The sequence below is a fragment of the Paenibacillus sp. NRS-1760 genome (assembly GCF_050467785.1).
Lineage (GTDB): Bacteria > Bacillota > Bacilli > Paenibacillales > Paenibacillaceae > Pristimantibacillus.
The window spans coordinates 548,468-562,882 of the sequence record NZ_JBITPK010000010.1; the positions used below are offsets into that span (position 1 = coordinate 548,468).

Consider the following 14,415-nt stretch of genomic DNA (forward strand, 5'->3'; position numbering starts at 1 on the left):
ATTTTAACTAATGAGGCAGGAGCCGGACAAGACATGAGATTGATGGGACTTGATTACGGTGACCGCAACATAGGAGTTGCTGTCAGCGACGCTTTTCGTTGGACCGCGCAAGGAACTGGTGTTATTGAACGAAGGCGAGACCATAGTGAGTTTGACCGTATTGCCGATCTGGTTAAGGAGCATGAGGTTAGTGAAATTGTTGTTGGTCTTCCAAAAAACATGAATGGCACCATCGGTCCACGTGGAGAAATTTGTATAGAATTTGCAGAACAGATTAAGCAGAAACTAAACATACCTGTTCACCTTTGGGACGAAAGGCTGACAACGGTAGCTGCCGAACGAACGCTTATTGAAGCGGACGTCAGCCGGAAGAAGCGAAAGCTCGTAATAGACAAAATGGCGGCAACGCTTATTTTGCAAAATTATCTCGATTCTAAAGCGAAAAGGTGAGGGTAAACATGACAAATGAAGAGTTGGAATTCGAAGAGCCGGAAATTATTTATATCCCGGATGAAGAAGGAAACGAAGAGGAATTCGAAGTCATCATGAAATTTGAAGTTGATGGTTCCGATCAGAAATATATGATGGTAGTTCCGCTTCATGGAGAAAATGACGAGGAAGATGAAGTATATGCTTTCCGTTATGAAGAAGAAGGCGATGACCTGAAGCTGTATACCATTGAAGATGAAGAAGAATGGAATATGGTTGAGGAAACGTTCAACACTCTCCTTGGTGAGATGGAGGAAGAAAATTAATGTCCGGCACAGAGCATGAAGCACCTAAGAAGCTGAATACGCTACGAGCGGCATTCGGCAATGAAATTGAGCTTGAAGCAGATGACGGCAGCGTAGAGGTATACGATATTAAAGCTGAGTTTCAGCTAGGGGATCGCATTTATGCAGCCCTGCAATCGGATCCGATGCGTGGCGAGGATGATGTTGAGCTATTCCGCGTCATTCAAGTCGATGGTGAACCGCAGTTGGAAAACATCGAAAACGATGAAGAGTGGGAAGCTGCATCAGAAGCGTACGATGATTTATTGTTTGCTACTGACGAGCGTCCATAAAACGTCGTGTAATGTATATGCATCTAACGAGAGAGCGGCCAATAACCGCTCTTTTGTTCCATGTTTAGCGTTAATTACTCAAACATGCGGTAGTAATTCACTTCATTAACCTGTTTAACAGCATTTTCAGCTGAGCCACCATAGGATGGTCTCAGCCATTTCGCCTGCGCAAATCGATATACCGGAAATGATGCATTATAAAAAGGGGGTCTAATTTTGGACAAGTCATCACAGCACCTTGAGCAACAATCATCATCGGGACCGAGGAAAAGCCGCATTACATTATGGGTTATTTTAAGCTTGTTAGGAATTATGATCATTGGTGCTGGAAGCGTTGCTTTGTATGTGTGGAGCAGCTTGAAGCCAACAGCTGCTGGAGCGGTTCAGAAGATTGATATTCCAAGAGGAACATCTGCGAATGAGGTTGCAGAATTACTGGAAGAGCAAGGGATCATTAAAAATGCATTTATTTTTAAATATTATTTGAAGCTTAAGGATCAAGGCGGCCGCTTTCAGGCGGGACTTTATGAGCTTAACCCCGGCATGAATAATGAAGCCATTATAGCCAAGCTAAATGCTGGCGACACCGTAGAAGCAGAAACGATTCGATTCACGATTCCTGAGGGCTTTACCGTATTGCAAATTGCTGACAAGCTTGCTCAAGAGAAATTGATCAACAAAGAAAAGTTTATTGGATTAATTGCATCGGAAAACAATTGGGGTGATGCGGAGGCTGTTCGAACCATTCCCAATAACGATAAGCTGCATCAGCGTCTTGAAGGTTATCTGTTCCCTGAAACGTATGAGATGAAAAAAGAAAGCACAGAAGAAGATATTATTAAACGGATGGCGCTTGAACTCGACCGGAAGCTTGCTGAGCTTCCAGAGGGCTGGATGGAAGTGCTTGAAGAGAAAAAAATGTCCTTTCATGATATGCTGACAATCGCGTCGCTTGTAGAGCGTGAAGTCGTTGTGGACGAGGAAAGAGCTCTCGTATCGGGCATTATTTATAACCGGATTGCCGATGGCATGAAGCTTCAAATTGATGCTACCGTTCAATATTCATTAGATAAGCCTAAGGAACGTCTTTATGAGAAGGATTTGCTTGTAGACAGTCCTTATAACACGTATAAGGTAGAAGGTTTGCCGCCTGGACCTATCGCAAGTCCAAGCCTTAAGTCGATTGAAGCGGCTATATATCCGGAAGATACGGAATATTTTTTCTATGTAACCAAGAAGGATGGAAGTCAGACTCATTTGTTCGCAAAAACATATAAAGAGCATTTGAAAAACATCGAGAAAAGTAATCAGACGGCTGGGTAGTCATACGATTAGATAGGAAACGAAGCTTGACGGTGTTTTTAAGGAGGATCAAGTATGGCGTACAAGCCGGAATTGTTAGCTACCGCTGCTTCTATAGAAGAGCTGGAGAGGCTCATGGCCGCAGGCGCGGATGCTTTTGTCATTGGCGAAGCACGCTACGGTATGCGATTAGCAGGAGAGTTTAACAAAGAAATGATAGCGCAGGCCGTAAAGCTCGCTAAGCCTAAGGGTGTGAAAATCTATGCTGCCCTTAACAATCTTATGGATAATGAAGCAGCGGATTCATTAAATGATTATGTATCCTCGCTTGCTGAAGCTGGCGTTGATGCACTAGTATTCGGCGACCCTGCGGTCTTAATGGCTGCTAGGCTGCATGCCCCAGGCATGGCGCTGCACTGGAATGCCGAAATGACCTCAACTAATTATGTTACAGCTAATTATTGGGGCCGCAGAGGTGCTACTAGATATGTGCTCGCACGCGAACTCAATATGGAACAGGTTTGCGAGACAACGGCTAGTACAGAACTTGAGGTTCAAGTACATGTGCATGGGATGACGAATATTTATCATTCGAAGCGTTCGCTTGTAGAGAGCTATATGGAGCATCAGTCGGAGACGGATCGGCTTCCGGAGAAAGACAAGGATCGTGGGCTTTATGTGATGGAAGCGGAGCGGCAGGACGAGCGTTATCCAATCTACGAAGATGCGAACGGCACTCATATTATGAGCTCGGATGATGTTTGTATGGTAGAGAACCTTCATGAGCTGCTGGATGCTAAAGTAACCAGCTTGAAGATTGAGGGATTAATGAAATCTACCGAGTACAACGAAATTGTTGTGCGTTCATATCGGCAAGCAATCGATGCCTATTTGGCTGATCCAGAGGGCTACATTTTCCAAGAGGAATGGCTTGACGCGATTAAGAAAGTCCAGAATCCGCAGCGAGAGCTGAGTTTTGGCTTCTTCTTCAAAGAGCAAGTCTATTAATAAGTTAATGCTTACGAAGTGAGTTTTGGCTTCTTCTTCAAAGAGCAAGTCTATTAATAAGTTAATGCTTACGAAGTGAGTTTTGCTTCGCAAAACCAAAGTTAATGCTTACGAAGTGAGTTTTGCTTCGCAAAACTTAGGAGGTACACATAGTGACAACAATTGAGAAGACGACACCTCGCTATCAAGGCAAACGCCATCGGCTGGACAAGCCGGAGCTGCTCGCACCAGCCGGGAATTTAGAGAAGCTGAAATTCGCGATTCATTACGGAGCTGACGCGGTTTATATCGGCGGTCAAAAGTATGGCTTGCGCTCCAATGCAGACAATTTCAGCTTTGAAGAAATGAAGGAAGGCGTTGAGTTCGCCAACCGTTATGGTGCAAAGGTGTTTGTCGCGACAAATATATATGCGCACAATGAGGATGTAGAGGGACTTGAAGACTACTTGCGCAATCTAGAAGCAGCAGGAATCTCAGCTATCATTGCCGCAGATCCTGCCATTATTGAAACGGCGCAGCGAGTAGCTCCTAAGCTTGAGGTTCATTTGAGCACGCAGCAATCCACGCTGAATTGGCAGGCTGTGCAGTTCTGGAAGGAAGAAGGCTTGCCGCGCGTTGTGCTGGCCCGTGAAACGAGCTTTAAAGACATTGCAGAAATAAAAAAAAATGTTGATATTGAGATTGAAGCGTTTATTCATGGTGCTATGTGCTCATCTTTCTCTGGTCGCTGCGTATTGTCTAATCATTTTACGGATCGTGACTCCAATCGTGGAGGCTGCTGTCAGTCATGTCGCTGGAAATATGATTTGTTTGTTGACGATATGCCAATGTACCCGGAAGAAGAAGATAAGTTCACAATGGGCTCTAAAGATCTATGCATGATTGAATATTTGCCGGAGCTTATCGAAGTTGGCGTTGACAGCTTCAAAATCGAAGGACGAATGAAAAGCATTCACTATGTGGCGACAGTCGTTAATGTTTATCGTCAAGCGATTGATGCGTATTTCGCTGATCCTGAGCATTTCGAGCTGAAGCAGGAATGGGTGGATGAGATAAATAAGGCTGCCAACCGTCCGCTAAACACTGGATTTTTCCTTGATACACCGGGTGCGGAGGATCATATTTATGAGCCAGAGGAAAAAGCAGCGCCATATGATTTTGCTGGAGTAGTCGTAGATTATAATGATAAAACGGGTTTTGCGATCGTGCAGCAGCGCAATCACTTTAAACTCGGACAAGAAATCGAATTTGTTGGTCCGAAGGGAACTTTTTTCAAGCAAACGGTAACCGAAATTACGGATACAGACGGCAATGCGCTTGAAGCGGCTCGCCATCCTTTGCAGCATATTCGCATTCGTACGTTAAAGCCGGTTAAACCGATGGATATGATGAGAAAGAAGATCGGGAAGAAGTAAATAAGCAAAACATGACTAGAGTCTTATTTTTTTAGAAAATAAGACTCTTTTTTTTGTATTTATTATTATGAAATGACAAGAATGTGTCGATATAAAATAATATACTGTAAATCTACTGTAAATACATATTTCGGCAAGATGCGCTAGCAGCAAACGTACTATTTTGGACTTACAATATTAAAGGCGGTGTCTTCCCTCATGGAAAACCAAGAAGAACAAAAAAAGAAGAAAACAAAGAAACAGAAACAGGAAAAAGAGCAAAATAGCACAAACGAAATTAAGTCAGGTACAAGTATGAAAGCGTCATCAAAAATCCAATCTTTATCACAGGCAGCAAAGGCAGCGACGGTATCTGTAAAAAGCACAAAGCTGTCAAATCCAATTAAATCAGTAGGAACGAAGCTGTTTACGATTATCTTTTGCAGTATTATCGCGTGTGTATTGACAGTAGGTCTAATGGCTTATTCAAAGTCGAAGTCGATTATTGAAAATAAAGTTTCAGAAGCAAGCTTTCAAACGATCAATCAGGTTGCAAACAATATGGACGTTATTTTCAAGACTTATGAGGATTTATCGCTGCAAATATTAATTGATAAAAGCTTCCATGAAATTGTAAGAAAAATGCTTAATGGCGAAGACGATTTCAGCAAGTTTGAGGCATCGCGTAATTTAAGCGACAAAATGCAATCTTACGTTATGGGTAATAATACGATCGTTTCCATGATGCTGCTGCCAGTAAATCCGAAATTGACGGTTGTAACATCCGGCCGGGCAACCACCGGTACTGCGGAGAAATTAATGAAAACAGCATGGTTTATGGAAACTGTCGAAAATGCGGGGAAAACAAACTGGATTCCGCCACAGCCTGAAGGCTTGTCAGATCCAGCGGGTGCTCCTACCATAGGCTTGAGTCGACTCATTAAAGATATAACTTCAAGTGAAGCATCTTATGTACTGCTGCTGGAGGTGCAAGCCTCGACGCTTGCGAAACGCTTCGAAGAAGTTAACCATGGTGAAGGAAGCCAGCTTTCGATCGTGAATGCAAACGGTGAATATATTACAAATAATGATCCAGAATTGGTAGGCAAGCCAGCGAGTATTACATTCCCAACCGAAGGCGATAAAGCGCTTGAGGATTCGTCGAAAATGAAAACGACAAATGGTGCTGAGGTTTTGGCTACATACAAAACATTCGAATCGATGAACTGGAAGCTGCTAGGCACGGTACCGGTAAAAGAGCTAGTAAAAGATGCTAAAGCGATTCAAAATTTGACATGGATTACGGTATTTATCGCAGCACTTATTGCCATTGCAATCGGTATTCTCGTAATTATGACGATTGCACAGCCACTGGTTAAGCTTCGCAACCTAATGACTGAAGGAGCAAGCGGCAACCTGACCGTACGATCTGTCATGAAAAAACGCCAAGATGAAATTGGTGAGCTAAGCGACAGCTTTAATCTTATGATGACACAAATAACTGCTCTTGCAGTACAGACGACAAGATCAGCTGAGGATGTACTGGTTACAGCTACTGAGCTCGGAGATGCTTCTCGGAAAACAGCTATTTCTGCTAAGGAGATTGCAGTCGCAACAGAGGAGATCGCGGGAGGAGCAACAAGCTTGGCTGTTGAAGCAGAGCGAGGTTCTGACCTTACAGGAAACATCGATGTTCAAATGAAAAAAGTTATTGCAGCCAACGAACAAATGGTGAACTCTGCGCAAGCCGTTGAGAAGGCAAGTGAGCAGGGAACAAACTATATGGGCGTACTTATTCAAAAAACGAGCATGACGGAAGAAATGACCCGTTCTATGGTAGAGAAGGTTGATGCTTTGAAGGAAAGCACTGGCTCAATCGTAAAAATCCTAGACGTGCTCAATAGCTTAACGAAGCAAACGAACATCTTGTCATTGAATGCGACGATTGAAGCTGCTCGCGCTGGCGCAGCAGGAAAAGGCTTTATGGTCGTTGCCGATGAAATTCGCAAGCTGGCGGATCAAAGCCGCCAATCCATTGACGTTGTTGGTCAAATAACGGAGAAAATTAGAGGCGAGATTGACGAGACCGTTCATGTTTTGTCCGATGCCTATCCGTTATTCCAAGAGCAAATCGGTTCTGTAAAAGAAGCGAATCAAATTTTCTTAACCGTTTCTGGCCAAATGGGAGAACTAGTTAAGAAGTTGGATCTTGTTACGGATTCAATCGGGCAATTGGATGAATCGCAAGTCGTATTAGGAGAAGCGATGACTAACGTGAGTGCAGTAGCTGAAGAATCTTCCGCTACATCAGAAGAAGTCGCATCACTCAGCACAGAACAGCTAAGCATTAGCGATGGTATGGTACGCTTGTCGGAGAAGCTGGATACGGTGTCTCGTGAGCTCAAGGATTCACTTTCTAAATTTAAAATTAATTAGCAATCACGGTATCCTATTAAATTGTTAATATTGAAGGAAGAGCTATTCAGGCAGTTAATGCTGAACAGCTCTTTTTTTGTTGTAGAAAATAGAATGGATGTTTGAAGGAGAGCCGCGGAAGGAGATAATGAACGTATAATAACGATTCCAGCGCTTATCAAACATTAGGCAGCATTAAAAAGGAGCTTTCGCAGGATGAGAACGGGACATGATTAAACGAATAACAATGGCTGCTTGTTTCATTAGTTTAATAATGATGCTTTATATTGGCCGCTTAGCGTGGATTCAATTGATGCCTGGAAGCTCTTCTTCAGCGGTCCTTTCTCCACTGGCAAACCGGGGAGGATGGCAACGGCTGTCAGTTCAGCAGCGTCAACGAAACTTGGTGCTGGACACAGGCAGAGGTGACTTTTATGATCGCTATGGAAAACCGATAACAGGTGAAACTTACTCGGCCGTTGCCTTATTTCCCGTACGGGCAGAGCTGCGTGGTCAAGAAAAAAGTTTAGCTGAGCTTAGCCGTTTACTAGGCGTAACCACGGAGCAGCTGCAGCAGAAATGGGATGCTGTGCGAGAGCCTGTGTTTTGGAAGGCTGATGGGATGCAAGCGCCTTTGCGACTGACAAATGATCAAATTACCCGCCTAAAAAAACTTGAGCTAAACGGTATACGTGTGCTTCCTTATCGTAATCGCTATTTGCCGGATTTTGATCCGAAGCATCTGATTGGCTTTACAAGCCAGCATCCTGAGTGGCTGCAGACTAACCATGCGGAAGATCTCGTAAGCGGCAAAAGAAAGCTAGTAGATCAGGTTGGCGGGTCGGGTCTGGAGAAATCGCTGGACATGCTGCTGCATGGAGTAGGGGCTACTTCTGTTTCCTACTTCCTGGATGGACGTAATGCTCCAATGCACGGCCTTGATATGCGGATTACGCAGCCTGGCAATCGATATTATCCTCTTAAAGCGATGACGACGATTGATTTGCAGCTGCAAAACGAAATCGAAGCGTATGTGGATGCACAAGGCTTGCAAGAGGGAGCAATCGTTGTGCTGGATGCGAGCAATGCGGATATTGTAGCGATGGTATCGCGGCCGCAATTGAAGCCAGGACAGTTCCAAAGCTCCGACGGCAGCGAGTGGGCTAATCATGCAATCAAGGCGGTCGCTCCCGGCTCTGTGTTCAAGCTAGTTGCGGAAGCAGCTGCGCTGGAGGCGGGTGTAGTGAATCAGCATGAAACGTTTTTTTGCAATGGTGAATACGGCAAATATGGCTTATCCTGCTGGAAGGAAGGCGGACACGGCCGCTTGTCACTCCAAGAGGGCTTGGCGCAATCTTGCAATATCGTGTTTGCAACAGTGGCTGAGCGGCTTGAAGCTAAGCAGTTGAAGCGGACCGCGGATTTGCTCGGGATAGGGCAGCAAGTGGGATGGCATCGCGATGAAGCGTTTGGCCCCTTTACATCACCTCTGAGACTGCTTGAGGAGGAAGATCGCGGACAGCTGTTTGCAGCCGTTAAGAGCAAGCTCGCTTGGAATAGCGGCGTTGAGATTGGTGAGCATGAGCACGAGAGTGAACATGCGATTGGGAATGGGCATGTGAATGAGAGTGGCAGTGGAAGTGGCAATGATAACGGCAGTGACAATGAGAATGGAAATGGCAACGGCAACGGCAACGGCAACGGAAGTGGCAGCGATAATGGAAATGGTAATGGCAATAGCAGCGGTAATGAGAATGAAAATGGCAAGGGTAATGGCAATGGGAAGCGTAATGCGAAGCGGAGCGGGAAGTTTAATGCGGCGCAGCAAGCGCGGGAAGAAGCAGCCATGCTGGCTGGCGTCGATGGCGGTGTGCTCGCGCAAAGCGCGCTTGGGCAGCGTGATGTAAGGATGTCGCCGCTGCAAGCGGCAAATCTGATTGTAACGCTGCTGAATGAGGGGCGCGTAATGGAGCCGCGCCTAGTGAGTGAAATCCGCTATGCCAACGGCCAGCGGATGGTGAAGCTGCCCGCGCAGCGCGCGCAAGCGATCCGTGGCCGGATTAAACCGGCCACGGCGCATGCGCTGCTGTGCGGCATGCAGGCGGTCGTCGACCATGGAACCGGTCGATCGATCCGCCAAGGGCTGTGGGCGATTGCCGGCAAATCCGGCACCGCCGAAACGACTCAGGCCGGAATCGCCCGCAACCACCAGTGGTTTGCGGGCTACGGCCCGGTCAAAGCTCCACGATACGCCGTAGCCGTCCTCGTGGAGAACAAGCCGCCTGGGAGCTCACACCAGGCGACTAAGCTCTTCCGCGGCGTCATGGATATCGCCGCACGCCATTCCAAATAAAATGAGCCACCCCATTGCAGACGGATCAACGTTCGTTTGCAATGGGGTGGCTCTATTTTATTTTCGTATTATTGTTCCTTGATGTCCTTGTTATTTATTTTCACCGATATACTATCAGTGTCGTCCGGCTTGTCCGAAGGGTTGTCGTATTCCCCCTGCGGAGCGTGAATCCAGCGGTGGAAATAACCTTGATCATACAGCGCTTTGATTAAGATCATAAGAATAGGTGATAATATGACACCTGCGACGCCGAAAAGCGATAAGGATACAATCATGAAAGCGAGCATTGTAAAGGCGGATACGCCTAAGGAGTCGCCTGTAATTTTTGGTTCAAGAATTTGGCGTGTAAGCACAACTGCGAGAAAGAGGACGGACAGCCAAATGGCAAGCGAGACTTTGCCGACAATAATTAAGTAAATAATCCATGGGATAAAAATAGTGCCTACGCCGAGCAGCGGCAAAATGTCGAAGATAGCGGATACGACTGCTATGACAAAAGCATTTTCTACGCGCAGCAGAAGGAGCGCGATCAAAATAACGACAAAGGTGATACTAATCATCTTGGCTTGCGCTTTAATATATAACGCGATTCCTTTAAATACATTGTTTCTAAGGAAGAAAAATGCCGTTTTGAAGGTGTTTGGCGTTTTGTCCTCGGCCGTCTTTTTCCAAGTCGTAATTTCGATGCTTAAGAAATAAGCTAATATAATCCCGACTACAAAATTAAAGATGAAAGTTGAGAAGGATGTGACGTACCCGATGATGCTAAGCAGTACAGTCTTTCCAAATAATGCTAAGGTTGAAGAAGCACCTTCAATGAGGTCTTTGGAGCGCTGAACCAAATCCAAATCTGCGGGCAGATTCCCAAATCTGGTTTGCACCTCTTCAGTCAGATTAGCGATTTGAATAGCGAGCATTTCTTGATATTTCGGGAAGTTGTTAACGAGCTCAGTTCCTTGCTTCGTAATTAGATAAGCAGCGCCTGAGAAGGCGGTAAGTAAAATTAAAGTGAACAGCAGAATCGAAATGCCAGAAGCGATCGATTTTTTCATGCCAAGCTTATTTAGACGCCTTGCCAGCGGCTCGATACATAAGAAAATGAGAAAGGATAAAAATATAGGCGTTGCGATTCGGTACAAATAGCTGAAAGAAAACATAATTAAATAGACAGTTAGTGCAATGAGTGCGATGTCAAAGGCGGTTCGCCAATACTTTTTGTAAAAGGGCAGCATAATGTTTCTCCTTCTTTTTCCATATTCATATTTCCATAAAGATTGTACTATAGTTTTTAAAAAGATGCCTATTTTTAATTGCGTTATGCTACAATTAATACTACTGTTGTTGTTTTGTACCGCTATTTATTCGTCGACTAAATCATATAACGGTGGGGAAAACAAAATGGAAAATTTGCTGTTATGGGGATTATACGTAGCATCCTTCTATGCGTTTCTTCCTGGCCTCATTAGCCGTACTTTTGGCTTTCGTGTTTTTAAGAAGGGCCGTGTGGGAAACGAAATATCTTTAACGTTCGATGATGGGCCTGATGAGATTTATACGCCGCAATTGCTCGATCTTCTTGCCCGCTACAATGCGAAGGCAACCTTTTTTGTTGTCGGCTCACATGCCGAGGGACAAGAAGAGCTGCTGAAGCGGATGAAGGATGAGGGTCACAATATTGGTGTCCATAATTACGTTCATAAATCGAACTGGTTAATGCGTCCGAGGACGGTTAAGCGCCAAATCGAGCGTACGCTTGACATTATTGAGCAAGCTACGGGATTGCGATCGACTTATTATCGCCCGCCATGGGGAATCGTAAATGTATTCGATTATGCGAACTTAGGCCATTTGCAAATTATTTTGTGGTCGGCAATGTTCGGTGATTGGCGGATACGTTTAGGGTCAGAACGATTGAAAAACCGGATGATGAAAAAGCTTCGGCCCGGTGAAGTCATTCTATTGCATGATTGCGGCATGACCTTTGGGGCGGACAAGGATGCACCGAGAAATATGCTTACGGCACTTGAGGCTTACTTAGAAGAAGGTACGAAGCAAGGTTTCCGCTTTGTTGGCATTGAAGAAATGATGAAGCGATCTGAAGCAGCGCGTGCTGCTCATACATCACTCTTGAAGAAAGCGATGATATCGCTTTGGCTGACATGGGAGCGTCTGTTTCACGTCGTTTTCCGTTTGAAGACCGTTGGTGATGTGAAGGATGCAGCATTTCATTACCGGGTGACCACATACACTGGTCAGGACATTGAATTAGCAGAGGGAGGACGCGTCTCAAAGGGAGACCGTATTGCAGAACTGCATTTTGACAACAAGAAATTGTCGATGATTGCAGCAACCTCAAAATCCCCTGTAGCTACAGGTATTCGCATGCTGCGTGAAGTGGAGCAAGCTCTTCCGCTGCTCGCAAATCAGCTTGCTGAAGATACAGATGCGAATGACATCAAAGCGGTATATGGGGTTACAATGATCCATCGCGGGGCTGATCGTTTAGGATTTGAAATATTTCAGCTGCCTGAGGGCTGGTTTGCCAGATCATCGCGTGTGTATTTGCGTGTATTAATTAAAGTATTAACGAACACGAAGCAGACTTCTCAGAGCAAGAAAAAAAGAGAACTGATCTCGCCGCGTATGCTGTTAATGCCCGTCGCAACGATTAGGTCCTATGCAACGGCACAGCTGAACATGATTCAAGATATAAGCCAGACAGTAGAGAGAACTTTAAACGCAGCAGCCGACGAAGCTGCGCAGTTAGGTACAAAAACAACAGCGATCTAATGTTGAGATATAAATGACATTTATCCAAATGAATGTTAAATAAATAAAGGAGTGCAGGCTGTTTCCAGCCTGCACTCCTTTTGTTTAAATATAAGGAAGGAAATCACTTCTTCTAACTTACCTTATATTTTTTGCTCAAAGCTGCTTCAGCATCCAGAGGATACTGAAGGCGATAACTACATTTTCATTACGCCGCCCGTGCTGGCAGATGTAACAAGGTGAGCGTAGCGAGCCAAGTAGCCGCGCTTGATTTTTAGCTCGAAGCCTTTCCATTCGGAACGGCGTTTCTCGAACTCTTCGTCGCTAATAAGAAGATCCATCGTACGGTTGTTCATGTCGATCTCGATGATATCGCCGTCTTGTACGAAAGCGATAGGGCCGCCTTCAGCTGCTTCAGGAGAAGCGTGGCCGATGCTGATGCCGCGAGATGCGCCGGAGAAACGTCCGTCTGTAATGAGGGCAACCTTAGCACCGAGTCCCATACCTACGATTTGCGAAGTTGGTGCAAGCATTTCTGGCATACCAGGGCCGCCGCGTGGTCCTTCGTAACGAATGACTACGACATGACCTTCTTTGATTTTTCCGTTAGCGATGCCGTGAAGCGCTTCGTCTTGGGAATCGAAACAGATAGCAGGACCTTTGTGGTAGCCGCCAACGGACTTGTCAACTGCACCTGTTTTAATAATAGCGCCGTGAGGAGCCAGATTACCAAATAGTACAGCTAAACCACCGCGTTCTGTATGCGGGTTGTCGATGGTATGAATAACATCGGTGTCTTGAATTTCACAGCCAATAACATTTTCACGAAGCGTTTTGCCAGTAACGGTGATGCAGTCACCATGCAATGCGCCTTCTTTCTTGAATAGCTCATTAAGGACAGCACTTACGCCGCCTGCATTATGCACATCCTCAATGTGATAATCGGATGCAGGAGCGATTTTTGCCAAATGCGGTACGCGTTCAGCTACTTCGTTAATACGCTCAATTGGGTACTCGATTCCAGCTTCATGCGCGATTGCTAGCGTGTGAAGAACTGTGTTTGTTGAGCCGCCCATTGCCATATCTAGAGCAAATGCATTGTCGATTGTATCTTTTGTAACGATGTCGCGAGGTTTGATGCCTAGCTCGATGATTTTCATCAATTGGCGAGCAGCGTCTTTAACGAACTCTTTGCGTTCTGGAGAAACAGCAAGAATCGTGCCGTTACCAGGCATTGCAAGTCCCATGCCTTCTGCCAAGCAGTTCATGGAGTTTGCCGTAAACATACCGGAGCAAGAGCCGCAAGTCGGACAACCGAATTGTTCAAGCTCCATCAGTTGATCGTCATTGATTTTACCAGCTTGGTGAGCGCCTACGCCTTCAAATACGCTGGAGAGTGAAATTGAACGACCATCGGATGTTTTACCGGCTTTCATAGGTCCGCCGCTTACAAGCATAGTCGGGATATTGACGCGAAGTGCGCCCATGATCATGCCCGGCGTAATTTTGTCACAGTTTGGAATACAAACCATACCGTCGAACCAGTGAGCATTTACGACTGTTTCAATGGAATCGGCAATAATTTCACGGCTGGCAAGTGAATAACGCATACCGATGTGACCCATTGCAATACCATCATCAACGCCGATTGTGTTAAATTCGAAAGGAACGCCGCCAGCTTCACGGATCGCTTCTTTAACGAGCTTGCCGAACTCCTGTAGATGAACGTGACCAGGAATAATATCAATATACGAGTTGCAAACCGCGATAAACGGCTTGTCGAAATCTTCCTCTTTTACGCCTGCGGCGCGAAGCAAGCTGCGATGCGGTGCGCGGTCGAATCCTTTTTTGATCATGTCTGAACGCATTCTTTTGGCCGCCATGTAAGTTCCCCCTATATGCTTATTAAAATATCAATACTCTCGATTTTATCACAACGGACAGGCGTTGGCTATAACGGAGGGCCGAAAGGCATTCGCAAATAAATGTTAAAAAAACATTAAAATTGGCTTAAACATTGTGATATTCCGTGAAACAATAGGACATGATGCAGGTTATTCATGTATAGTATGCTCATTGGTAACGATGAGAATAATTTGAAGATGAAA

At 45.4% G+C, this 14,415-nt stretch carries 11 protein-coding genes; 9 read left to right on the forward strand and 2 right to left on the reverse strand.

The genetic code is table 11. The annotated features are described in order from the left end of the window. Positions 1 to 33 precede the first annotated feature (33 nt). The 8 genes from ruvX to ACIFSR_RS13505 all read left to right on the forward strand — a co-directional run bounded on the left by ruvX (position 34) and on the right by ACIFSR_RS13505 (position 9,538). Positions 34 to 450, forward strand: coding sequence for a Holliday junction resolvase RuvX (gene ruvX, locus ACIFSR_RS13470; protein ID WP_076270814.1), 417 nt, complete (start codon positions 34 to 36; stop codon positions 448 to 450). Between the two features lie 8 nt (positions 451 to 458). Beyond that, positions 459 to 755 (forward strand): DUF1292 domain-containing protein, encoded by a 297-nt coding sequence (locus ACIFSR_RS13475; RefSeq protein ID WP_076270813.1) that lies wholly within the window; start codon positions 459 to 461, stop codon positions 753 to 755. Continuing rightward, positions 755 to 1,066, forward strand: coding sequence for a DUF1292 domain-containing protein (locus ACIFSR_RS13480; RefSeq protein WP_054027280.1), 312 nt, complete (start codon positions 755 to 757; stop codon positions 1,064 to 1,066). The genes ACIFSR_RS13475 and ACIFSR_RS13480 overlap by 1 nt, the downstream gene beginning before the upstream one ends. Before the next feature lie 216 nt (positions 1,067 to 1,282). Continuing rightward, positions 1,283 to 2,389, forward strand: a complete 1,107-nt coding sequence (gene mltG / locus ACIFSR_RS13485) for an endolytic transglycosylase MltG (protein WP_430057781.1) — start codon at positions 1,283 to 1,285, stop codon at positions 2,387 to 2,389. A gap of 54 nt (positions 2,390 to 2,443) precedes the next feature. Further along, complete coding sequence (locus ACIFSR_RS13490) at positions 2,444 to 3,376, forward strand: peptidase U32 family protein (RefSeq protein WP_339207917.1); 933 nt, start codon at positions 2,444 to 2,446, stop codon at positions 3,374 to 3,376. A gap of 152 nt (positions 3,377 to 3,528) precedes the next feature. After that, on the forward strand, positions 3,529 to 4,791 hold the full coding sequence (locus ACIFSR_RS13495; RefSeq protein ID WP_339207918.1) for a peptidase U32 family protein: 1,263 nt from the start codon (positions 3,529 to 3,531) through the stop codon (positions 4,789 to 4,791). A 198-nt stretch (positions 4,792 to 4,989) separates the two neighbouring features. Next, a complete protein-coding gene (locus ACIFSR_RS13500) occupies positions 4,990 to 7,206 on the forward strand; it encodes a methyl-accepting chemotaxis protein (protein ID WP_430057783.1) in 2,217 nt (738 codons plus the stop codon). Positions 7,207 to 7,414: 208 nt separating this feature from the next. Next, on the forward strand, positions 7,415 to 9,538 hold the full coding sequence (locus tag ACIFSR_RS13505; protein ID WP_430057785.1) for a peptidoglycan D,D-transpeptidase FtsI family protein: 2,124 nt from the start codon (positions 7,415 to 7,417) through the stop codon (positions 9,536 to 9,538). 68 nt (positions 9,539 to 9,606) lie between these two features. Here ACIFSR_RS13505 and ytvI read toward each other — a convergent pair whose 3' ends face one another. Next, positions 9,607 to 10,770, reverse strand: coding sequence for a sporulation integral membrane protein YtvI (ytvI, locus tag ACIFSR_RS13510; RefSeq protein WP_430057787.1), 1,164 nt, complete (start codon positions 10,768 to 10,770; stop codon positions 9,607 to 9,609). A 166-nt stretch (positions 10,771 to 10,936) separates the two neighbouring features. On the opposite strand from ytvI, the gene ACIFSR_RS13515 reads away from it, so the two are divergent. Next, the gene (locus ACIFSR_RS13515; protein WP_339207921.1) at positions 10,937 to 12,328 is read left to right on the forward strand and encodes a polysaccharide deacetylase family protein; all 1,392 of its coding nucleotides are present in this window, start codon (positions 10,937 to 10,939) and stop codon (positions 12,326 to 12,328) included. Between the two features lie 176 nt (positions 12,329 to 12,504). Here the strand turns inward: ACIFSR_RS13515 and ilvD are convergent, their stop codons facing one another. Continuing rightward, positions 12,505 to 14,190: a dihydroxy-acid dehydratase gene (gene ilvD / locus ACIFSR_RS13520; RefSeq protein ID WP_076270807.1), complete on the reverse strand. Its 1,686-nt coding sequence runs from the start codon at positions 14,188 to 14,190 to the stop codon at positions 12,505 to 12,507. Between the last annotated feature and the right edge of the window lie 225 nt (positions 14,191 to 14,415).